The 23,029-nt window shown below is 71.2% G+C and carries 14 protein-coding genes; all 14 read right to left on the reverse strand.

Annotated elements, in window-relative coordinates; translation table 11 throughout:
- Positions 1-42: 42 nt before the first annotated feature.
- The 14 genes from OG698_RS14275 to OG698_RS14340 are packed head-to-tail and all read right to left on the reverse strand — an operon-like array spanning position 43 to position 22,976.
- Positions 43-2,220 carry a hypothetical protein gene (locus tag OG698_RS14275; RefSeq protein WP_406103384.1) on the reverse strand — a complete coding sequence of 726 codons (2,178 nt, stop codon included), beginning with the start codon at positions 2,218-2,220 and terminating at the stop codon, positions 43-45.
- Positions 2,220-5,978 carry a putative baseplate assembly protein gene (locus OG698_RS14280; RefSeq protein WP_406103385.1) on the reverse strand — a complete coding sequence of 1,253 codons (3,759 nt, stop codon included), beginning with the start codon at positions 5,976-5,978 and terminating at the stop codon, positions 2,220-2,222. The genes OG698_RS14275 and OG698_RS14280 overlap by 1 nt, the downstream gene beginning before the upstream one ends.
- Positions 5,975-9,097 (reverse strand): putative baseplate assembly protein, encoded by a 3,123-nt coding sequence (locus tag OG698_RS14285; protein WP_406103386.1) that lies wholly within the window; start codon positions 9,095-9,097, stop codon positions 5,975-5,977. Before OG698_RS14285 ends, OG698_RS14280 begins: the two co-directional genes overlap by 4 nt.
- Positions 9,094-9,486 (reverse strand): GPW/gp25 family protein, encoded by a 393-nt coding sequence (locus OG698_RS14290; RefSeq protein WP_399967496.1) that lies wholly within the window; start codon positions 9,484-9,486, stop codon positions 9,094-9,096. Before OG698_RS14290 ends, OG698_RS14285 begins: the two co-directional genes overlap by 4 nt.
- Positions 9,483-9,818 carry a hypothetical protein gene (locus tag OG698_RS14295; protein WP_399967494.1) on the reverse strand — a complete coding sequence of 112 codons (336 nt, stop codon included), beginning with the start codon at positions 9,816-9,818 and terminating at the stop codon, positions 9,483-9,485. The genes OG698_RS14290 and OG698_RS14295 overlap by 4 nt, the downstream gene beginning before the upstream one ends.
- A 19-nt stretch (positions 9,819-9,837) precedes the next feature.
- Positions 9,838-10,374 (reverse strand): phage baseplate assembly protein V, encoded by a 537-nt coding sequence (locus OG698_RS14300; RefSeq protein WP_329569379.1) that lies wholly within the window; start codon positions 10,372-10,374, stop codon positions 9,838-9,840.
- A gap of 30 nt (positions 10,375-10,404) precedes the next feature.
- Positions 10,405-11,544 (reverse strand): hypothetical protein, encoded by a 1,140-nt coding sequence (locus OG698_RS14305; protein ID WP_406103387.1) that lies wholly within the window; start codon positions 11,542-11,544, stop codon positions 10,405-10,407.
- The gene (locus tag OG698_RS14310) at positions 11,537-11,890 is read right to left on the reverse strand and encodes a hypothetical protein (RefSeq protein WP_406103388.1); all 354 of its coding nucleotides are present in this window, start codon (positions 11,888-11,890) and stop codon (positions 11,537-11,539) included. The genes OG698_RS14305 and OG698_RS14310 overlap by 8 nt, the downstream gene beginning before the upstream one ends.
- Positions 11,891-11,901: 11 nt before the next feature.
- Complete coding sequence (locus OG698_RS14315; protein WP_406103389.1) at positions 11,902-12,588, reverse strand: hypothetical protein; 687 nt, start codon at positions 12,586-12,588, stop codon at positions 11,902-11,904.
- Between the two features lie 8 nt (positions 12,589-12,596).
- Positions 12,597-13,196 carry a hypothetical protein gene (locus tag OG698_RS14320; RefSeq protein ID WP_406103390.1) on the reverse strand — a complete coding sequence of 200 codons (600 nt, stop codon included), beginning with the start codon at positions 13,194-13,196 and terminating at the stop codon, positions 12,597-12,599.
- A complete protein-coding gene (locus OG698_RS14325) occupies positions 13,193-19,834 on the reverse strand; it encodes a DUF4157 domain-containing protein (RefSeq protein WP_406103391.1) in 6,642 nt (2,213 codons plus the stop codon). The genes OG698_RS14320 and OG698_RS14325 overlap by 4 nt, the downstream gene beginning before the upstream one ends.
- Complete coding sequence (locus tag OG698_RS14330; RefSeq protein ID WP_406103392.1) at positions 19,831-20,163, reverse strand: hypothetical protein; 333 nt, start codon at positions 20,161-20,163, stop codon at positions 19,831-19,833. The genes OG698_RS14325 and OG698_RS14330 overlap by 4 nt, the downstream gene beginning before the upstream one ends.
- On the reverse strand, positions 20,154-22,115 hold the full coding sequence (locus OG698_RS14335; protein ID WP_406111068.1) for an ATP-binding protein: 1,962 nt from the start codon (positions 22,113-22,115) through the stop codon (positions 20,154-20,156). Before OG698_RS14335 ends, OG698_RS14330 begins: the two co-directional genes overlap by 10 nt.
- A 33-nt stretch (positions 22,116-22,148) precedes the next feature.
- The gene (locus OG698_RS14340; RefSeq protein ID WP_406103393.1) at positions 22,149-22,976 is read right to left on the reverse strand and encodes a Pvc16 family protein; all 828 of its coding nucleotides are present in this window, start codon (positions 22,974-22,976) and stop codon (positions 22,149-22,151) included.
- Positions 22,977-23,029 lie beyond the last annotated feature (53 nt).

Consider the following 23,029-nt stretch of genomic DNA (forward strand, 5'->3'; position numbering starts at 1 on the left):
CCTGGTTCAGGAAAGTGCGGGTGAGTCGTACGGCGGCACTGCTCATGTCACGAAGAAGATTCCGGCGTCCGTGCCCGCGGGCGTGTGGTCCGCGAGCCGTGCGCGCAGACCGTCCTCGCGCTGCGGCCGGTACAGGTCGTGGAAGGCGCCCATCTCGGCACCGTCGTCCGCGCCGCGCCGGATCACCTCCGGGCAGCCGTCGGCCAACTGCCCGTACCAGGGGGTCCCGTAGCGCACCGCGGCGAACAACGGCTGTACGCCGGGCGTGAGATCGGGCTGGCAGCGGTGTCGTCGTGGCGTGCGCGAGCCGGCCGGGACGTACGAGTACCGCAGGCAGCCGATGCCGCGCCGGGCCACCCGCAGCCTGCCCGTGAAGACCGAGTTCTCGGCGATCTCCACCGCGTGCGTGTGGACTTCGCCGATGACGGTCGTGCGGTGCGCGTGCAGCACGGCGTGAGCGAGGCGGCAGTCCGGGGCGGACAGGGCCTCGCGGTCGTGGCCGGTGGCGTCCAGGATGCTGTCGCGGAGGTGGATGTCGAGGGGGTCCTCGCCGACCTCGTCACCGATGACCTCGATGGTGCCGAGGACGCTGTGCTCGATCTGGAGGCAGGCGGTGGTGCGTTCCAGGACGATGCTGGGCTCGTCGGGCGAGTGCGGCTCGCACTCGGGCTCCAGTGACCAGCCGGGTACGAGGGTGGTGTGCCGTACGACGACGGCTCCCATCGGCCCGGTGACGTTGATGCCGCGCCCGGCGACCAGCAGCCCGTCGAGGACGATGCGCGGCCGCTCGTGCGGGGCGCAATCGTCCGCCACGGCACGGATGTTGAGGGCGTCGGGCCGGTTGCTGTACCAGTCGAGCAGGCGCATCACCGGCCGCGTGCCCTCGGCCGCCCGGAGCTCCAGCCGGTCGCCGGGGTCGAGGTCGAAGTCCAGCTGCTCCTGGTAGGCGCCGCTGTGCGTGATCTCGATGATGCCGTCGGGCCCGGTGCGGTCCGCACGGCGGTCGTGCTGCCAGGCCCGGTACGCGTCCATGATCTGCCGGTACGGCTGTCCCGGGCCGACCCGGTAGAAGGCGGCGTCGGGCCGGTCCACGCGGTCGGGCCGCTCGTACTCGCCGCCGCCCATGTCGGCGCCGGACGCGTAGTGGTAGTCCACCCACACGCCCTGCCGGGGCGCCGACCGCGCCCCGAACGCGATCCGCCCGAGCTCGGGGTCGACGGCGACCTGCCCGCGGCCCGGACGGTAGCGCCAGTCGGACAGGTCGGTGACCACGATGTCCGAGGGCGGTACGGGCTTGTCCTCGCCGTCGCGCCGGATGACGAAGCTCTTGCCGGGACCGTAGTAGTCGAGGAGACGGTCGTGGAGCAGGCGGCGGGTGATGAACGCGGGGACGTTGTCGACCGCGGCGATGTGGGTCGGCGACGGTTCCGGCACCGGCTTGGTGACCAGGGGGCTGTCACTGCCGAGGATCGAGAACGTGTAGAGGTTGCGGGCGCGGTCGATGCAGTACGCCGGAGAGGACGTCAGCGAGTACGCCTTGAGCCGCCAGACGAAGAGGCCGACTCCCGCCGGGGTCCGACCACCCTGCCTCTTGGACGAGTTGGCACGGCGGATGTCGACGGTGCGGGCAGTGCTGTCGAAGGGGCCGCCGGCGAGCGCGAGCGCAGAGCCGTCCCGGAGGTCGAGGAAACGGCCCCTCTCCGCGGCCGTTTCCCGGAACAGCTTCACCGACTGGTTGTGAGCGACCAGCCGCGACAGCTCGACGGCCCGCGCGGGCCAGCCTGCGACCTGCTCGGAGATCTCTTCCAGCAGGTGCAGCGTTCCCTTCCGGCGCCGGTTGGCGACGGTGGCAGCCACGTCCGCGCGCGGCGCGATGGCGTCGGCCAGCGCGGCACGCCCGCCCTCGTGCAGGCCCGTGGTGAGGACGCGTTCGTAGCCCGGCAGGGTGCGGTAGCCGACCAGGTCGCCGAGGTACGGCAGTGCCCAGGGGGCCGCCGTCTCCACGAACAGGTCCTCGTAGCCCTGCGCGACGCCGTCGCGGACCCGGTCGAGCTGCTCGGCGATGACCGCGAGCAGCGCGCGCAGCGGCTCGCCCTCCTCGGCATCGCGCAGGAGATGCCAGCGGGGCAGCAGGGCGGCGAGGCCGTCGGGTTCCCGGGATGTCGCGGGGGCTGCCGTGTCGAACTCGACGTCCGTCGAGTTCGCCGCGTTCGTGGCCATCACTTGACCTCCGTGAGTATCAGCGTGTCTGCGGCACGCGGCGACAGCAGGGCGAGCTGCGCCGGGCGGATGCCGCGGAAGACGAATACCGACCGGCCCTTCGCCAGGCGCCGCGTGTCGGTGATGTCGGGGTTGAGGCGCAGGAGTTCGGCGAGCGGAATGCCGTAGCGCGCGCAGACGGCCGACAGGGTCTCGCCGTCGGCGTCGCGAACGGTGTGGATCTTCTCGTCGTACGTCGCCTCGTGCGCGGGAACACTCGACCGCGGTGCGCCGGGGTCGGTGAGCAGCTCGGCGAGCTCTTCCGGGGTGGCGGACGCGGGGACGCCGTTGAAGACGTCGACGTCGACGTAGTCGACACCCGGCACGGTGTGGGCCGCGGCGAGGAGGTCGGAGAGCCGGGCAACCTGCCCCAACTCCCGCCCCTCGTACCCGAGTCGGCGCAGCAGCGCCTGCCGCAGCCGTGGTTCGACGAATTCCCAGGCGTGGTCCGGAGCGACCTTCACCCTGGCGGCGACGAGCAGCAGGACCAGTTCGCGCACGTCCACACGGACGGGCAGGTTGGCGTCTCCGTACTCGGTGAGGGCCCCGCGCAGGGCGCGCAGGGTGTCCGAGTCGCCGTCCAGGGGTACGTCGTCGGTGCCCGCGACCGTCACGTGCAGGACGCGCCGCCGCCCGTCGAAGAGTTCGCGCGCGGCGGCCCGGCCGATACCGGCGCGGGAACGGGCGAAGTCCTCGTAGTCGGCCGCCGAGACGAGACGGTCGAGGGCGGAGACGGCGAGCGGGATCGTCCGGCGGGTCAGGCCCGGGCCGTCCGCGTCGGCGCCGCCCGTGGCCGGGCGCAGGTTGGTGACGGCTGTGACACCCAGCGGGCGGGTGAGGGGCTGGGTGAGCCGGTCGGCGGGGACGTTGGCGGCCTTGCCGGTGCCGAAGCGGTAGCGGGCGTGGACGTTCTCGTGACCGCTGGGCAGCCGGGCCCCGTGCACGCCGTCGCCGAAGGTGACCGTCGTCCGGCCGTCGGAGGCGGTGCCGGTGATGTAGATCCGTTCGCGCGGGCCGCGTCCGGCAAGGCTGTCGACCTCGTGCCACAGGACGCCGTCGACCCGGATCTCCAGCACCGGTGTGGCACCGAGGGGGTTGTCGTCGGCGAGCCAGGTCAGCGGGGACTGCCACAGGGCGAACGTCTGGTTGACGCGGTCCGAGTCGCCGCTGCCGATGGCCTCCTCCCGGCTCTCGCCGTGCGTGGCCTCGACGACGTTCCCGAGGATGCGGACCGTCTCGCGGCGGTAGCGGTGGGCGAGGTCGGTGGTCAGGGTGAGGTGGGTGTGGACGCGGTCGCCGGGCAACTGCGGATCCACTGTCTGGTCTGCCGCGGCGATCGTCACGACCTCGGCGGCCGTGACGCCGGCCGTCCCGGGGACGTCGCTGCGCTCGCCGGTCACGATGAGCGTGCGTCCGGCGCGCAACCCGTCGTACAGCTCGGCGAGTTCGATCCCGTTGCCGTGGACCTCCTCGCCGAGCGGCTCGTCGGCCGGACGCAGCGGCTCGCCCGCCGCGTGCACGGTGGTGTCGCGGATGTGCGACAGCAGGACATCGAACTCGTCCAGCCAGGGGTCCGCAAGGGTGAGTTCGGTGCCGCGGCCGGTGATCCCGTAGTTGGTGTACGCCGCCGTACGCGCGGCCACGACCTGGGTGGTGACGAACGCGAGCGCGGCGTCGCCGGGTATGCCGTCCCCGGCGCCCTTGGCGGGGCGCTGGATCGCGACCCAGCTGCCGACGGTGATGCCGGTGTGCACGGTGTCGAGCTGCAGCACGCGCCGGTTGACGGGCGCGGGCTTGCTCGCGATGACGATCTCGACGTTGGGCTCGGTGCTGCCCACCGTGTAGCGCAGGCTCACCTCGTACTCACCGTGGGTGAACTGCTGGGTGGCGCCCGGGCGCAGGGAGATCTCCTGCGCGCTGCCGTTGTTGATGCCGACGTGGATCAGGCGGTCCTGGTCCGGACGGGACACGAACAGGGTGCATTCGGGCAGCCCCTCGCGAAGGCGCACGGTGACGCCCGGCTCCTGGGAGTCGGCGGGGCGGCGAACGAGCCAGCTCAGGTCGCGGTCCTGGGCGGAGCGCGTCGACAGGTCGACCTGGCCGGGGCCCAGCGCGAAGGTGACCTGCCGGGTGACGGGCAGCGGCACCGCCCGCTGGTCGGAGCCGTTGCCCTCGACGTACTGGAACTCCGCCCGGATCGGCGCCTTGCCCGCGGTGTCGTGGACGACCCGCATGCTGGTCAGCACGGCTCCTGTGAGCGGCCAGTCCGCGCTGCGGATGACCCGGCCCTTGTCGTCCTGGACGGGCTTGAGCGGGGCCGTGGCACCGAAGGGGGACGCGGTGACCCGCATCGCGAGCAGGTCGCGCAGGAGCTGCGCGCCGCCGGGGGCGGCGGCCCCCGCCTTGCGCCAGGCCGGGTAGAGGCCGGTGAGGCCGGGGTTGAGGGCCGCGAGGAGGCGGGCCGTGTCCGTGCCGGGGCGCTGGGGGCCGGTGCCGGAGGGCGGGGCAGGGGTCCGGGCGCGGAGGGCGGGGAGGACGGCGGCCAAGGTGCGGAAAGCGGCATCGCGCGGGTCGGCGGTGCTCTTCGCCTTGGTGACCACCCCGGTCCCGTCGGTCCGCGCGGGCGCCAACTCCTGTGCCCGCTCGGCAAGTTCGGCCAGCACGGCCTCCAACTGCTCGAACCAGGCCGCCACGTCCTCCCACGGAGTGGCCAGCACCTGTGCCTCGCCGAGGCGGGCGACGGGCTCGGCGAGGGCGGCCGCGAGGCTCTCGGGAGTCTTCACGTCGTCCAGGGCCGCACGGAGCGGCGCCAGAACCTGGTCCTCGAAGTCCTCGATCAGCCGGCTGACCGGGCGCGGGTTGGGCACTTCGGGCGTGGGCGGCTCGTCGCCGGGCTCGCCGGGGGTCGCAGGCTCGGCGGTCCACCGCCGTACCTCGTCGACCAGCTCCTTCAGCGTGGGCGGTGCCGACTTCTGCAGGGAGATCGCCGTGATGTCGTCGTCCCGGTCGATGCGCACGTCCGCGACGGGCAGCAACTTCCGCTGACCGCCAGACTGTTCGCCGAAGACGAAGAGCAACTGGTCGCCGGTCTGCAGGGAGTTCGCGGTTCCCTCGACGAAGAGCTCGGAGCGGCGCTCCAGATCCTCCGGGGTGACCAGGGACGGCCGGCGCCTGCGCACCTTCAGCTCGTTCCAGTCCCAGCGGGCCGTGAGGTCCCGGCTGGTCTCGAACGTCACGGACTCCTCGTCGGCGGACGCGGGCACGCCGTGGGTGCGCGCCCCGCGCGGGATCAGCACGGGCAGCGCCTCGGCACGCGGGTCGCGTTCGAGGGTGTACGCGAGGTGGGTGGCGGCGGCGACGCCGGGCCGGGGGCGGTGGCCGACGAGGCGCCCCAGCAGGACCAGCGAGCGGTGCTCGCCGGCCGTACGGATATAGGCCTCGTCGGCGATTCGCTCCGAGTGGAAGGTGAGCAGGTCGCCGAGGACGGCGGTGGCGTCGAGGAGTCCGATCGCCGGGTCGTCGGGGGTACGGACGGTCAGGCCACCGAGCGCCGGGTACGCCGGTGAGGCGAGCCGGTCGAGCAGGGCGGCCAGGAACGAGCCGTACTCGCCGACGCGGTAGTCGAGGGCGGTGCGGCCGGGCGGGTTGTGCAGCGGGGCGGGCACGAGACGCTCGTCGTGGCCGCCGCACGCGCCCCCACAGGAACAGGCCTGGCTCATCGGGCACCTCCCAGGGATATCGCCAGCAGGCCGTTCTCCGGCCGGTCCGGGTCGTTGTCGCAGGTGGCGATCTCCAGCGGGCCGAGCCGCAGCACGCCGTCCTCCCTCTCTCCTCGGTCCTGCTCGAACAGCCGCCGCAGCCGGGTGACTTGGGCGCTCTGCACGCCCGGTACGGCGGCGGCGACGGCGACCAGACGGCTGAGCCGTACGGGTTCGCCGAAGGTCAGCGCGTCGGGGTGGAAGAACCCGAGCCGGCCGCCCGCGAGGCGGCCGCTGCCCAGTACCCGGTACAGCTCGGCCAGGATCTGCCCGTGCTGATGGCCGGGCGCGGCGCACACGCTCAGCGCGATGTCGAGGGGCACCAGGCGGGCGGGGCCGACCACGAGGTCGTGGCCGATGCGCCGGTAGGCCTCCAGGGACTGCTCGACCCGGGCGAGCAGCTCGGCCGACGGCTCTGCGCTGCCGTACGCGTCGATCGCGACGTGGGCCTCCTGGACGCTGCCGGTCCAGCGGATCTCCGCGGCGGCGCGCTGCACGCCGGGCAGTTCCGCTGCGAGCGCGGCGTAGTCCTCGGCGGTGACCGCGCGCAGGCGGGTGCGACGCAGGTCGAGCGGGGCCAACTGGCGTGCCTGCTCGACGGGTTCGGGCTCGACGCCGCCGGTGGCGGGCAGCGGGTTGCGGACCGCGGCGGCCGGCGGAGGGGCGCAGTCGCTCTGGACGACCAGGTGGTTGATGGCCTCCGCGCCGACGTTGCCCGCGATGCCGCCGCCGAGCCGGTGGTGCAGGGCGAGCCGGCCGCCCGGCGTGGGCTTCGCCCCGTGCCGCCCGTCGCCGAAGCGCAGGGCGAGGCGGCCGTCGTCCTCGAGTTCGCCGACGAAGTGCCGGTCGCGGGGGCCACTGTGCAACAGGTCGCGGCGGGGCACCCAGGTCAGGTCGCCGTCCTCGACACGTACGGCGGGCAGGGCCTTGCGCGGGTCCTGGCCGAGCGCGGCGGTCGCGGATCCGCGCAGCACGGGCTCGTCCGGGTGCAGCCCGGCCGCGTGATCCGGACCCCAGCTGTGGGCGATCTCCCAGGCGATGTGCCCGTCGAGGACCGTGCCCGCGCGGGCGCGGGAGGCGAGAATCTCCACGCGCCGGAGCTTGGTGTCGAGCAACTCGTCGTTCCTGTGCAGGAGTTCGCGCAAGGCGCGGACGGGATGCGTACGGAGCTCGAACCGCTCGACGACCTTCAGGCCGTAGATCAGGGTGAGTTCGTCGATCTCCGCGGCGGCGAGCCCGTCACGGTCGCGGGCGCTGCGCCACAGCTCGACGAGCCGCTGCCGCACCCGCCCGGGGATCGCGGCGATCCGCTCGGCCTGCCCGGCGGCCACGATCCGCGCGTCCGGGAACGGCACCGCCTGGACGACCGGTGAACGGCCGAGCACCGGGCGGAAGCGGGGTGCGATGCCCGGGTGGACGGACTGCGCGAGCAGGGTGCGCAGGGCGACCGCCTGGGCGTACGCCGTGCCGGGCACCACGCGTTCGTGCCGCTGTCCGGCGCGTTCCAGACCGAGTCCGGCGCGCACGGTCGCCCCCTCGCCCACGACCTCGAACAGTTCGCGGACGTCGTCGGGCACGAGTGCCTGCCCGCTCTCCGCCAGGTCCGTGAGGGAGTTGACGAGCCGGGCGGGCGCGTTGCCCTCGTCCCGGTCGTGGCAGCCGAAGGCGGGCTGTTCGCAGGGCGCGACGACGGCGGGCTCGGGCGGCACGGTGGCCGTCTGCGGGAGTCCGGTGAGGGTGCGGCCGTGGTCGACAAGGACGACATTGCCGCGGGCCACGGTCACGTCCTCGACGGGCAGGCAGTCGCGGCCGCCGCGCGTGGTGAGACAGAGCGGGAAGCGCAGGGCGTCCTCGGCGGCCCAGGTGACCTCCAGGACCGGCTGGTCCTCGATGCGGTCGACGGCCGGGGTGACGGAGGTGAGGCGCACGGCCTGACGGTGGCCCGGGTCCTGATCTCCGGGGGTTCCGGTGCGCGGGCCTTTCACCTCTTCGAGTACGAGCAAGTCACCTGGACTCAGCGCGAGTTGGCGGTCCCGGCAGGTCTCCGGGTCGTCCCACTCGTCTCGCAGGGTGGCGGCGGTGGCGCCCTGGGGCAGGGTGCACACCTCGCCGCCCCAGGTCCACAGGCGGATCGTGTTGTGCGCGGCCTTCAGCTCCAGCGGGTCCACGGCGACGACCGGTTCGAAGACCTCCACCGAGCCGCGCTCGTCCAGGTCGCCGAGGTCGTTCTCGTCGATCACGGTGCCCGGTTCGGGGCGGTCGTGCGGGTCGAGGGAGCGGACGTCGACGGAGGCGAAGCGGAAGGTGCCCGGGGCGAGCGTGGCGTCACCGGCGGTCCGGACGGTGACGTAGGCGCGCGCCGTGCAGCCGTCGTGCAGCGCGTAGTCGATGAGCCGGACGTGCCGGCGTACGGAGACCCGGCGACGCGCGGTGTCCAGGTAGGCCTCGGTGGCCACCGCGTCCTGCTGGTAGCTGATCTGGTCGCCGGTGTACGCGAGCAGCTCGACGAGGGTGACGCCGAGGTCGGCGGGGTTGCGCTCGACCCAGTCGGGGGTGGTGAGCGCGAGCCGGTCCAGGAGCAGCTTGCGGATGGTGTCGTAGTCGCGGGCCGTGTAGTCGACGACGGGAGCGGCCGGGAAGTCCGGTACGTCCTCGCCATCGCCCTTGCAGTCGAAGGGAGTCGGGCAGTCGGGCCGGAAGGAGAAGGACGCGCGGTGGTAGCGCTGGTCGAAACCGCGGAAGGGCTCGGTGCCGGGCCGCCCGTACGGGTCGGTCTCGACGAGCGAGAACACGTACTCCGAGGTGTCTCCGGCCTGGTCGAGGGTGACGTAGAGCCGGTCGTCGAGCTCCGGGTCCTCCTCGCGCTCGACGCTGACGTCGACGACTGTGATGTCGGTGAGTCCGGTGATCCGGCGGCCGCCGTCGATCCGGACGTTCTCCGGTCCGAGGCCGTGCGGTGCCTTGCCGAGGAACAGGACGGTGAGCAGCAACCCGTCGTCGCTGACCTCGACGGAGTCAACTCCGTTGAGCTGAGCGGCTCTTACCTTGACGCGACGGGAGGTGGTGGTGCCGGTGGTCACGCCGCCCTCCCTTCGAAGACGTCGTCCGTGCGGGTTCCAGTGGCGCGCAGGACGTACGACAGGTAGACCCGTACGGCGTCGTCGGCGCTCTCCACGTCGAGAGCCACCACGTCGATGAGGTCGCCGAGCCAGCGCTGGAGCGAGGCCTGCACGGACAGTTCGAGCGTGCTGACGAGTTCGGGGGTGTTCGGGGCGAAGACCAGGTCGAGGAGCCCGCAGCCGAAGTCGGGGCGCATCACCCGCTCGCCGGGGCTGGTGAACAGCAGTTGCTCGATCAGGTCGTGGACGTGCTCGCCGTGGCCGGCGTGCGCGGTGCGTCCCCGGCGGTCGGCGCGGAAGGGGAACGCGATGTCGCTGCGCGGGCGGGTTCCCCGGCTCGTCTGGCTCATCGGACGATCACCTTTCGCTGTGCGGCCTGGACGACGGGCGGCCCCTGCGGCACGAACGCCGCGGTGAAGCACTGGGCCGCGGAGGTGTCGAGCAGCACAGGGGCGCCGTCGACCGTGACGCCTGCGCCGTCGGCGGTCCAGCGGACCGAGACGCAGGGCTTGTGCACACCGCCTTCGGTGTGCGGGCAGCCGGTGACGACGTACGCGTGAGCGGCCGTCGCGACGGCCACGCCCCCGATGCGTACGCCGCCGGAGGGTGTGGTGGCGGCGGTGACCCGGCCGCCGTGCGGGCAGCCGATCACGGCGCCGGCGTCGAGCAGACTCCCGGACACTTGGTGCTTCCCCCGTCTTCTATCGCTTCGAGAGCACGGTCAACTGGCCCTCGTTGATGGTTACTTCGTTGCCACGGAGCACGACTTGGGCGCCTGCGCCGGTCGCGATGACCACGGCTTCCTTGGTGATGCGGATGTACGCGCCGCCTTGGGCCTGGAGCAGGATCCCCTGCTCGGCACCGGCGGTGTCGTTCATGACGAGCTTGTGCGCGGCCGGCGTCTGTACGACGACCGGCTTGCTGGGTGAGTTCGCCGCCAGCTCGCGCCGCGCGTCGGGCGGCAGCTCCTCGGCGGCGCCGTACCAACACCCGGTCCACACCGGGAAACTGGGGTCCCCCTGCTCGAACTCCACCCACACGCCCGCGCCCGGCGGCGGCACCACGAACTGCCCGGCCTCGGGCCCGGTGAACGGCAGGCAGGGCAGCGCCCAGGTGGATGCCTCGTCACCGAGGACGTCGGGCACCTCGACGGTGATGCGGCCGATGCGCAGCGGGTCGTTGTTGTCCACGACCCGGCCGCGGAACTTGCCGAGGTAGCGATTGCCGTCTGCCGCCATGCTGAACTGCTCCTGATCAAGGGGTTGTTGTTACGGTCGGACGTGGTCGCTGCGCGCCTCGAGCCCCTCCCTGGAGAGGGTGAAGTTCTGCTGGAACGAGCCCGGGCGCAGGTTGTGCGTGACGGACTTGACGTAGTAGTCGCCGTCGTAGGCCCGCCCGGAACCGCGCACGCCGACCAGCTGACGGGGCTGCAGGATGTACCCGTGCCGGTTGACGTCGAGCGAGCCGGACCCGGAGACGACGTCGGCGGAGACGGCGGCACGGGCGAGGAGTTCGGCCTCGGCCTGTTCGCGCTGCTGCTTGGCTGTCCCGGAGAGGGTCTTGCGCTTGAGGGCCGGGGTGGGCCGGCGCCCGAGGGGCGGACGCAGCGGACTGATCGGTGGCTGCGGAAGAAGAGTCGACTGCCGGGTCCCCGGATCCTGCCACCGCGCCTGCGGCTCTTCCCGCGCCGTCCCGTCGTAAGCGAACGTCAGCTGGTCCACGGTGCTGTTGGCGTCCATATTGACGTTGAGGGCGTGCTGGCGGATGCCGAGCCGGACCTCGGGTCCCCAACGGGCGGAGGACTGACCGGGGTTGGGGCCGGGCTCCAGGTAGAAGGTGTAGCCGTTGGCGCGGGCGAGCTCGGTGACGTACTGCAGATCGGTACCGGTCTGGTAGTGGACGCGGAGATCCTGATGCGGAGGCTGAGCGATCTTCTCGGCGTAGACATCAGGCCGGATGCCGTAGTCGGAGTACCGGCGAAGGATGTTGAGGACGCGCTCGGAGGGCGGCAGGTTGGGATACCGGGCGGTGCGCTCCTCCAGGTCCATCAGCAGCGTCAGGTCCTCGCCGGTGACGGTGAGGGTGGAGTGCCCGGGCTGATTGCTGGCACCGACCTCCTGCCGCACGATCAGCCCGTCGAACAGCACGTCGGGGGTGCCCCGGACGCTGACGGTGACGATGATCCGCGTCTTGGGATCGAAGAACCCCTCGGGCAGGAGCCGCTGGTTGATGATCCCGGTCTTGGTGAGGTCGAAGGCCAGCTGAAACCCGCTGCGCTCCCCCGCCGTGGCGGTGATCTGGGCGGACAGCAGGGCCTCGGTCACCTCGGCCGGCACCGGCCGGGCGAGCTTCGGCCCCATGAGGAGCGTGATGTGGACGGGGCCCTGCCCCACGGGCTGTTCAGACACGCCGGTGCCCTCCGGGCTCGGGGATCTCGACGACCCGTCCGGCCTCGTCGGTCAACTCGCGCGGATCGAGTACGGGGTTGGCGTCGGCGATCCGCCACCACTGACGGGGGTCGCCGAAGTACCGCTGAGCGAGCAGATCGGCCCGCTCGCCTGCGCCGACGACATGTTCCTGCGTCTCCTGCGCGTCGAGCGGGGGCAGCAACCGGCGCTTGGCGTAACGGACTTCGGTGCCGTTGGGAAGCCGGTGCACCCCGATTTCGGCGTCGTGGTACCGACTGCTCCGCGGATAGGGATGGGCCCCGGGTATCGCGCTCAGGGCACTCTCGTAAGACTCGATGTCAGCCATGACGGTGGCCGTCAACCCCTTCCACTCATCACGTCGGCACCCGGCAGCCCGAGGGCCCCGAGACTCCCGCCGCGCGCGGTCGCGGCGAGCCGCTCCTTCTGCGCGAGGTGGGCCATGTACAGATCGGCACCGCGGTGCCCGGCCGGCAGATCACTGACGGTGAGGATCTTCATGCCGATGCCGAGAGAGGCCCGGATGGGATTGAGATTCACGTCGAAGGCGGATTCATTGACGGACAGTTCGGTGAGCCGCACGGGCATGACCCGCTTGCTCCCCCAGGTGAACAGCGTCAGCGGCATCTCGATCGGGCTGATCTCGATGGTCCCCTTCTGCGACAGCCTGCTCGCGGCGCGCAGCTGCGCGGTGGTCGGCTGCACCAGCATTTCGAGGGTCGCCAGCTGCGGGTGGATCCCGTCGGGCGCCGCGATCTCCAACTGGTCGGTGGCATCGATCTCGGCGGTGAACTTCCAGGTCTCCTGGGCCGGCCCTTTGAGACGCAGCGCCTCGTTCCGGTCTCCCCCGCCGCTGCCTCCACCGCCACCGTCGCCGCTGTCGCCGGCGGTCTGGGGCGCGATGCTGCGCTCCAGGGTGTCGGGGTTGAACTGCAGCACGATGACGCGCTGGGGGGTGCCGCGGTCGGGGTCGACCACGACTATGCCGGAGCGGATGGGTTTGGGGATGTCTGCGTACCTGGTCATGAACTTCCTCAGCTGCCCGAGTAGTTGTCGAGAATGACCTGCGCGTCCCTGCGCAGGGTCGGCTCGGGATCATTGCGTGCGGCTGCTTCGAGGTCGGGCCGGAACTCCTCCCACCGGGAGTAGGACGCGGCCCAGATACCGGCGGACCTGATGGTCGCATCCTTGTTTCGGACGGCCTTTCTGATGCGCTTGTAGAACCGCTTGTCGAATTCGTGGGGGGCGCCGATCCCGGCCCTCAAGACGGCATCGTAGATTTCCTGCGCCCCCTTGGACCGGTCGACGCCGGAAAGCAGTTCTTCGAGCGTCCAGGGATGTACGCCTTTCTCAATCGATTCGGCAATGCCCTTGACGTCTTCGGCCGGCGTTCCGGTGAGGGTGAACACCGAACACTTGGATCGGCTGTCCACCGCGTACTGGAGCAGGATTCCAGGAGTGATACGCCAGATCACGTCCCGCACGATGCCGTTCTCCATGTCGGAGGACTCGTCCTGGAGCAGCTCGAAGTTTCCCTCGTCGGCAAATCTCATGACCTCTTCTTCGCTGCCCCAGCCCCGAAGGACCAAGCGGCGCGAGGTGTATTTGTCGGCGGAGTGCGGCATCCCGGTCATGTTCTCTTCTGTCCTTTGTTGAGTCCGTAGACTTCAAACAGCCATTCCTTCTCGCCGAGAAGTTCGTCGACGCCCTTCAGGATGTCCTCGATCGCATGCTGCTTGTTCTTCTCGGTGGTGAGCACGCCCTCGGCGATGAGCAGATCGACGATGGTGTCACGCATCTTCTTGATCTCGGTCGCCGGCGTCCCGACTTCCTGTTTCTTGGCCTCTATCTGCTCGTTGGTGACGGAACTCAGTGGCGGATCGTAGACCTTGCGAGTGCGGGTCTCCGTCTCACCGCTTCCACCCCTTTTGGCCCTTGTCACCTCTTCAGTTCCGACTTCCTGGGGGTTGAGGTTCTCCCACCAGTACCTGCGCTTATAGAAGTTCGTGTTGCCGGTGTTCGCCCGCTCTCGCGCCTGATCGATACGTGCGTGAATGCCGCTCGTGTCGTACGTCCTTGCCTCGGGCGCCGCCGCCTGCTTCCTGGCGATCTTGGCTAGGTCCTTCAGCCGTGCACCGGTCGTACGCATGAAGTTCCGGATCGGGGCGGTGAGTGAATTCGCGCCCCGGCTCACCAGAGGGCCCTTGGTCAGTACATCGTCCGGTGACCGCTTCCCCTCCTCGATCAGACGGAGTTCAGCGGGGCCCACAGCGAGCATGAGGGGAACCCGCAAACCCTCGGCCATGGAACGCACGACTGCAACCTGCGCCGGAAGCTGCCTGCGGCTCCCGGGGAACTTGTTGATGTCGTCCTCGTTCTTGAGTGCCTGTAGGCCCTGCGTGCCGAGGTCTCGCCCCAGGCCCTGCTGCTGCACAGCCCTGGCCATCTGTTTGTACGACCCGATGCCTGTGGCCTCGGCGATTTCCTCCGGGTGCGGCTGGACACTTATCTCACCGGAGAGGTCGGAGTTCGGCCCCCTCTTTCTGGTCAGGCGCAATTGCTCTGGAGTACCGGTGTTGTATTCCGTCTCGTCTCCACGCTGCGTTCCCTTGAATCCCTTATCGTCCCGCATGGCGGAGTAGGTGTTGAGCAAGCTGCTGCCGCCCTGGCCATTAGCCTTTTCCAGGGCCTGCTGAATGTAGGCGAGAACACGCTGTTCGATGTCCTCCGGCACGAGCTCACGACCCTTGTCCAGAGCCGGAAGCCGCGGGTTGAGCGCCGCCTCGACCCCGAATGTCCGGTCACCCTGACGCTCCAGACCACTCAGCCGGTACCACAGCTTCATGGCGCCCAGCGAAGCCCTGAAGACGCCGCCTCGCACTCCCCTGTTCAGCAAGGAGTCCAGTCGAGGCCTGACCCTCTCGACGATCTTGCGGAGCCGTGCTTCCTTCGACTCCTTGGACTTCTCGTCCTTACGCCGCTGATCCTGCTTCTGCCTCTTCTGCTCCTGCTGCCGCCGCTTGTGGTCCCGCAGCCGGTCCTTCTTCCGCTTGAAGAAGTTCCGCAGCTTGGACGCACCGTTCTTCAGGGCCTTGCCGACCTTCGACTTCTTCAGCTTCCGGCCGAGCGTCTTCGCCGCGTTGCCGACCTTCTTCAGGGCGGACTTGACCGCACCCTTGGCCTTCGCGAGGGCCCTGCCGACCGGGGACTTGGGCTTCTTGGGCTTGGTCGGCTTGGGGCCCTCGATCTCCTTCTGCTTCTTCTTCGGAGCGGACTCGGGAGTCTTGCCCTTGGCCGGTGCCTGCTCCTTACCGGGTGCCTTCTCCTTCTCCTTCGGCTTCGTCTCCGCCCCATCCGGCTTCTTCGCCGGACCCTTGGGCGTGGCGTGGTCCTTCGGCTTCACGGGAGACTTCGAATCCGGTGACGGCTCGCCCTTCGGCTTCCGGGCGGTGCCAGGCCCGGACAGCGCCTGCTTCGCGTTCCGCAACGCCCCCCGAGCCGAATTGACCGCCGACCCCGCCGCCTTCTTCGCCCCGCCACCGACCTTCTTCAGCCCGTCCATGATCTTTTGGGCCATGCCCTTGAGCCGTTTGCCGACGCCCTTCGTCGCCGAAGACAGCTTCTGGAGAAGAAAGTTGGTGATCAGGTCGAGGAGGGCGACGACGCCCGCGGCGACCGCCTCCGCGAACAGGCAGGCCGCCGGTCCCGCCTTCACCGCCTTCAGGTACGCCCAGAACTTCGAGAACGCGGACAGGATGGAGCTGATGCTCTGCCAGGCCGACATCAGGCCCTGGACGATCGTGAGGATCGCGCCCGCCGCCGGCACGATCATCGAGACGACCTTCTCGATGACCAGGGTCGCGATCATCATCGGGAGGGAGGCGGTGATCGCGTCCCAGGCCATCTTGCCGATCTGTTTGATCGACACGCAGCCCTTCACCAGGACGTCGATCACTGCTTTGCCGAGGCCGAGGATGCCTTCGACCTTGGTGTCGAACCATCCCTTGACCGCCACCTTGATGGCGCCCCAGAGGTGGTCGGTGATGCCGGTCTTCGCAGAGCTGCCGGCCTTCGAGATCCAGCCGCCCGGGTCCGGCGCGATGTCGGCGACCAGCGCCGCGAACTTCCCGAGCGCCTCGATCGCCGCCTGCGCGAACTTGATCGCGCCCACGATGACGGCCTGGTAGGCCTTGATGACCGCCTTGACGCCCGCCTCAAGGACGTCGAGGAGCTTGTTCAGGCCGGCCGCCAACGCGTCCAGCAGCGTGTTGACCGCCTTCTTCAGGCTGTCCGCCAGCTGGTTGACCTTCGCGATCGCCGCGTCCCGCAGGCCCTCGATCGCCTTGCGGAAGCGGTCCCGTAGCTCCGGGAAGGCCGCGAGGAGTACGTCCCCGATCGCGATCAGCACGTCGGCGAGCGCGTTGATCGCGTTGACCGCCAGATCGCGTACGAAGTCGATGGCCTGGTTGGCCCACGTCTTGAACGTGTCGATGATCCCGTTGACGGCCTTGCGGGCGGCGTCGAAGACCGCGGTGACCGCCGCGAGCAGGCCCTTGAAGAAGTCGGCGACCTTGTCGGCGATCCAGCCGAACAGGCCTCCGGAGGGCTTCTTCTCCTCCTTCTTCTTCTTGGCCTCCTTCTCGGCGTTCTCGCGCTCGGTGTCGATCTGCGAGTTGTCCTTGTCCTTGCGCGCGCCGACCTCCTTGTCCTTGTCGTCGCGCGCCTTGACGATCTCCTTGTTCTTCTTGCCGTGTTCGTCGTCGGACTTCTTGTCCGCGTCCTCGGTCTTCTTGTCCTGCTCGGTCCGCCAGTCCTCGCGCTGCTTCTGCGTTTCGCGCGCGACACGGCCGCGTTCGGTGGTCTGCTGCTGGGTGTTGCGGTCGACCTCGCGGTCGATCTCGGTCTGCTTGTCCTGCTTGGCCTGCTGCTCGCCCTGCTGGTGCTGCTTCTCCTTGGAGCCGAGGTCGCCCTGCGCCCGACCGGCGGCGCCGGTGATCTCGGAGCCCTTCTCCTGTTTGGCCACCGCGCCCACGCCGGCCTTCGGCGTGGGCGTGGCCTCCAGGGCGCCGCCCTTGCCGCCCCCGGAACCACCGGACGCCTTGCCGGTGAGCTGTTCACGGGGCGCGTTGGGGAAGATCTGGTCCTCGCCCATGGGCTTGGCCGCGTCGGCACGCCCGGTCGACTGCAGGTCGGACTGCTTGTCCTTGAGCGCCTTGGCCTGGTCGTCGGTGCGCTTGGGGTCGCTGGCGCCCTCAAGACGGATCTTGGGGGCCGGGCCGACGGTCTTGTTCTCGAGTTGTGGGTCGGTGGTCGGGACGGCGTCGGCCGCGGCTTCGACGCTCTTCGCCTCGGACTCGCTGAGCCCCTTGTCGGGTACGGCGGGGGCGGGCGGCGGAGGCACGTTGTCCGTGGGCTGCTTGCCCTCGGCCTTGTCACCGCCCTTGGCCTTCTGCTTGTCGCCCTGGTTCTCCGGACCGAGCTTCTCCACCTTGCCGGTGACCTGGGGCGCCGCGGGAGCGGCCGAGGGCGGCGCCGAACGCGTCTGCGGCGCGCCTGACGGACGTTCGCGCGTCGGCGGGGCCGCGTCGAGCCGCTTCTGCTCCTCGCCGATCTTCTTGTCCGCGGCCCTGTCGACCCCGGGCATGGCGGCGGCCGCCTGGTCGGGCGCCAGCTTGCTCACGGTCTGCACGGCGGCCTTGGGGTCCTGCCCCGAGACGTCCGGCGGTTCCTCCTGCTTCTGCTCGGGCGCGGCCTCACCACCGCCGCCCCCGCAACTTCCCTGCCCGCCCTCGTCCTTCTCGGGCGCGGGCGCGGGCGGCGCGCAGCCGCCGCCGTCCTTCTCCAGGGACGCCTCGGGCCGGGGCGCGGCCGGGTCGGCAGCGGTCTGGCCGGGCCCGTCGGTCTGCTCGGCGGCCGGGCTCACCGCCGCCTGCGCGACGGACGGCGCGGCACCGGGTCCGGCGGCCGTCGTCGGGCCGGTCTTCTCGGCGGCGCCCACGGGTCCGCGCGGCACGGCGCCCGGCCCGGTCTCCTTGGGCACCCGGCTCTTGGCCGCCGGCGCCTCGCGCTCGGACCGGGGCGGTTCGGCTTCGCGCCGGGCGGCGGGCGAGGGGTCACGGTCCTCGACCGGGGTCTTGGGAGTCTGCGCACCGGCTGGCCGGGACACGGCCGCCGCCACCGGACTCACCACGGTGGGGGCGGGACCGGCGGCCGACCGGGACTCCGCGGTCGTACGGTCCTGCTGGTCCCTCTTCTCCTCCTGCGTGTCCTTGGCGTCCGGCTGTTCGTCGCCGCCGTCCGCCTCGGTGCCCTCGTCCTCCGGTCCCTTGGTCTGCTCCCTCTCCTGCTGCTGTTCCGGGTCGGGCTTCTCGGCCTCGGGTTCGGGCCGCTCCTTGTCCTGGGTCGCGGGATCCTGGCCGACCTCCTGGTCGAGCGGCTTGTCGGTCTCCTGGAGGTCCTTGGTGTTACGGTCCTGGGCCTGCGCGGCGGGCCCGTTCTCGGGCTGCGGGGCCTCGCCCTCGACGGGCCCCTCGTCCTGGCCGGGGGTCTTGGCCTCGGGCCCGGCGCTGTCCTCGTCCTCCTCCTGGTCCCGCTTCTCCCGCTCCTGCTCGATCTTCTCCGCCTTCGTCGGCGGCGGAGTGGGGAAGGAGGGCAGCGACGGTTCGGCGGCGCCCGGCCCGACCTTGTCGGCGGTCGGTACGGCGGACAGGTCCAGGTCGGCTTCGGGCAGGTGGTCCTCGGGCTTGATCGCGGGCTCTTCCTGCGCGCCCGGCGTCCCGTCGCCGTCGTCCCCGCCGCCCGCGATCTCCTGGTCGGCGCCCGCTTCAAGGCCGAGCGGCCGTTCCTCCTCGCGCGGCTCGGCGTCGGCGCCGCCGTCCTCGTCCTTCTCGTTCAGGCCGTGCTCGGACAGCGCGGAGTCGGGCTGCTCGGCCCGCTCGTCGACCTTCTCGGGGCGTGCGGGGCCGGGCTGGGCCTGCTGCTTCGGGTCCGGCTGCTCGTTCTTCGACCCGGCGCCCGGCTGGGTCTGGTCGTCGCGCTGCTCGCGCTTGTCGGCGCCCGGCGCGCTCGCCTGCTGCGGGTCGGCCTCCTCGCGCTCCCGCTGCTCCTTGCGCTCCTCCTTGGCCTGTTCGGCGCCTTCCTGCTGCCCCTGTACGCGCTCGTCGGATGCCTGGTCGGTGCGCTCGCGGTCGGTGGCGGCCTGCTCGCCCTCCTGCTGCTCCTCCTCGCGCGCCTGCTGCCGGGAGGCGTTGCGCTCGTCCTCCTGCTCCGTGCGCCGGGCGGTGTCCTGCTCCTCGGTGGCGGCATCCGAGCGGGCCCGGCTGCGGTCGCTGCCGCTCTTGTCGTCGCGGGCCTTGGTGTCCTGCTGTTCCTCGCGGGCGTCGGCGGCACGCTTGTCGGCGGATCCGCGGTCCGACTCCTGCTTCTTCTGCCACTGAGTGCGTTCGACGCCGAGCTCTTCGAAGAGGTCGATCTCGGGCAACGGCGTCTCGGCGGGCTGGAGTTCGACCGGGCCGGGGCGGGCCTGCTCGGCGATCTCCAGGAGACGGTCGTACTCGGGTGTCAGCAGACGGTTCTCGAGCCGATCGACAACCGCGTCCTCCAACTCCTGCGACATCCGCGCCAGTTGGAGCCGCACCCGGCCGGAGGCATCGGTGGGGTCGCCACGCAGACTGCGCAGCACGTTGCCCGCGAGCCGGTCCACGAGGGTCGCCGGGTCGACGGCCTCGGCACGCATCCGGTCGGCGTCGACGGTGGCGTAGCGCAGCCAGCCGGGCGTGGCCTGCCCCTCCTCGACCTGCGGGGCGGACTCCTCCTGAACGACCGCCTGAGCAGCTGCTTCCGCCTCCCGCTCGATGGCCTGCTGCGGCAGGCTCACGGCGCCGAGCTCGCGGCCGGCCCGAAGGGCGCCGAGGCCGTGCGGGTTCTGCACCGTGTGCTGCAGTTCGTGGGTGAGCAGCCGGCGGCCCTCGTCGGTGCCGGGCCGGTAGGCGCCCTCGCGGAAGAAGACGTCCTGGCCGACCGCGACCGCGTCCGCCCCGAGCAGCTCGGTCAGCTGCCCGGCGTCCCGGCCGGTGTGCAGCCGTACCCGGCCGAGATCGTGTCCGAGCTGCTCCTCCAGCTCCCGTCGCAGACCAGGATCGAGGGGCTGCCCGGCGCCGCTGACGATGTTCTTCGGCTCGGGCGCACGGGACTTGGCGGCCCGCTCCTTGCGCTTGCGGCGCCGCTGCTCGGCGGACTGCTCCGCAGCGGCGTCCTGGGTCCGGGAGCTCACCGGCTCGCCTCCCCGTGACCGCTCAGTCCCTCGTGCACGGCACGCGCCAGCTCCTGCCCGAGCCGCCGCGCGGACAGCCCGGCGGGCAGGGGCGGCAGCCCGGACAGCGCGTCGACCGTGAGGGGACCGTCCGCCGCCAGGGGCACGCCGTGCAGCCGGACCAGCCGGGTCAGCTCACTCTCGAACGCGGCCGAGACGCGCTCCGGATCCGCCCGGAAGCCGTCGAGCACCAGCTCCCCGATCTCCACGCGGATCGCCGAGGGCGCCTGGTCCCGGGAGTGACCGCCTGAGCGATGCCGCAAGTGGTCCCGTGAGACATTCACACCCATCCGCGCACCTCCGTGGGCGTCAGCGAGCGCTCCAGCTTCAGGTACTCGGTGCGGGCGGCGGCGAGCATGTGCCGCATCTGCAGCCGATCGCCCTCCTCGGCGGCCAGGAAGGCCCCGGACAGGGCGATGTTGCGGATCGAGCCGCCGGCGACGGTGAGCTGGGCGAGCAGCGACGCGTCGATGTCCTTCACCGGGGCCTGCGGCGGCAGCACACGGCGCCAGATCTCGGCGCGCTCGTGCTCGGCCGGGAAGGGGAAGTCGACGACGAAGCGGATGCGCCGCAGGAAGGCCGTGTCGAGGGCGTTCTTCATGTTGGTGGTGAGGATGGCCAGGCCCCGGTAGGCCTCCATGCGCATCAACAGATAGCTCACCTCGAGGTTGGCGTACCGGTCGTGGCTGTCCTTGACCTCGCTGCGCTTGCCGAACAGCGCGTCGGCCTCGTCGAACAGGAGCAGCGCGCCGCCGCGTTCGGCGGCGTCGAAGACCCGGCGGAGGTTCTTCTCGGTCTCGCCGATGTACTTGCTGACCACCTGCGAGAGGTCGATGACGAACAGGTCGAGGCCGAGTTCCTTCGCCATGACCTCGGCGGCCAGCGTCTTGCCGGTGCCGGAGCCGCCCGCGAACATCGCGGTCACGCCGAGGCCGCGGCGCAGGGTGGCCGCGAACCCCCATTCCTGGTGGACGGTTGCGCGCTGGCGCACATGCGCGACGATCTCGCGCAGCACGCTCGTCTGCCGCTCGTGCAGCACCAGGTCGTCCCAGCCGGCCTGCGGCGCGATCCGCCGTCCCAGCTCGTCCATGCCGATCCGCGCCTCGTCGAGTCCGGCCCGCCAGGCGAGTTCGGCGGCGTCCAGCTCGTCCTCGTGCGGCAGCCGGCGGTGTACGGCGGTGGCCGCGGAACGCACGACATGCGGCGGCAGCTGGAACTGGGCGACCAGGGACCGGAGTTCGCCCTCGTCCAGGTCCACTCCCTCGAACGCGGTCGTCCACAGCCCGAGTTGTTCCTCGTCGTCCAGCCGCGGCACGGCCACCCGGGCCCCGTACGACCGCTCCGAACGCAGCGGATCCTCGCTCGACACCACCACCGGTACGGCGGCCCCGGCCAGGAACGATTCGGTCGCCGCCCGTTGGTCGCGGTCCAGTTCGCCCACCTCTACGAGCAGCGCCGAGGGCAGCAGGACCGCCTCCCGCTGCCACAGCCGGGCGAGCCGGTCGCGCTCGACCGGGTCGGACGGCACGTCCTCGGCGCTCATCGAGTAGAGCCCGAGTCCCGAGCGTGCGGCCGCCGCGGCGGCGAGGTCGGCCCGGCTGCGCAGGTCCCCGCCGGTCACCTCGACAAGCGGCGCCTCGGAGTCCGCCGCCGTCGCCCAGCCCTCGGCGAGCCGGCTCGCGGCCAGGTCGTACGAGGGCGTCAGCTCATGAGGCGCCGGCGTGCGGCGCAACTGACCGTGCAGCCGTGCGTCCAGGTAGGGCGAGCCCAGCAGGAAGTGCAGGATGCGCTCGTCGAGGCGCAGCCGGGAGGTCGTCAGCCGCGACTCGTCGTCCAGCTCGACGATCCGCCAGCGCCTGAGCGGCGCCACGGGCGTCAGGGCACTCCAGTGCGGCTCGGCCAGCGCGGCCAGCGCGAGCGAGAAGGTGGGGTACGCCCGCTCGGGGTCACCGCAGGCGGCGGCACATCGGGCGGCGGTCGTGGGCTCCAACTCGTGGGCGGCGGCGAGGAGTACGAGGTCGCGCTCGAAGGGCGTGATGCTGAAGCAGGAGACGAGGGCGTCGAGCGGGGCGCTGCCGGGGGCGCCGGGCGCGCCGGCGAGTTCGGCCCCAGGGGCACCGCCGCTCTCCTCCGTGACACGTGCCGCATGCGCGTCGACGCGGGCCAGGACGCGCCGGATCTCCGCGGTCAGCGTCGCCCTGCCCGGGTCGGCGTCCGCCGCCCTCTGTTCGTACGTCCCCATGTCCTCACCTGCCCCCGTCGTCTCCATGCCGTGTCACTCCTGCGTGGGCTTGGCGGCCCGGGGTGCTGTCTTGCGCGTCCGCGCCGGGGCCTTGGCCGGGGATTTCGCGACGGCCTTCGCAGGGGTCCTGGCTGCCTTCTTGGCGCTCGGGGCCGGGGGGTCGGCCTCCTTCTTCGCAACATCGCCCGAAGCAGGCTCATTTGAGGTCACGTCAGGAGTCGGCTCCGCCCCCGGAGGGATCGGCGCGCCCGGCGCCCCGAACGGCAGCACCCGTACCTCCGGCCGCTCCACCGGCTTGCCCGCCACCGGAGTCTCCCGGCCGTCGATGAGGACGAGGGTCGCCTGGTAGCACACCGACAGGGTGTAGGGCGTCTGGTAGAGCATCCCCCACAGCTTCGACGTCTCGTCGACGTCCATCACCGTCGGAGTGAACCGCACGCGCTGCGCCGACTCGGCGAGATTGCTGCCTGCCAAGTACGGCCGCTCGCCGGCGAGTTCGATGATGTCCTTCGGCAGGACCGGTATCTCGTGCAGCGCGCGCACCACGGAACCGATCAGCCGCTGACCGACCAGTTCCGTCTCGTCGCCGTACGCGGTGATCAGGTAGTGCAGGTCGAGTGCCGCGACGGGCCGCTTGACCAGCGTGCCGTCGGCCGCACGCGTCGGCAGGTCGTTGTTGCGCTGCGAGGTGTCGGGCGTGACCTGGTAGAGGAACACGGAGATGGTGGGCTCGGTCGGCGGGTCGGCCGGCGGCTTGCGCGGCTCGACCTTGACGGCCATGTCGATCTCGGGACCCAGGTTGGACTCGAGCAGCAGGGCGAGGGCCTGGGTGACATGCGCGAGGGCAAGTGCGTTGCTCATGGCGTCAGTTCCTCGGTTCCTCTCGGCCTGCTGGTCGTCGTTCTGATCCGTGT

Origin of the sequence: Streptomyces sp. NBC_01003 (assembly GCF_045162695.1) — a bacterium.
GTDB lineage: Bacteria > Actinomycetota > Actinomycetes > Streptomycetales > Streptomycetaceae > Streptomyces.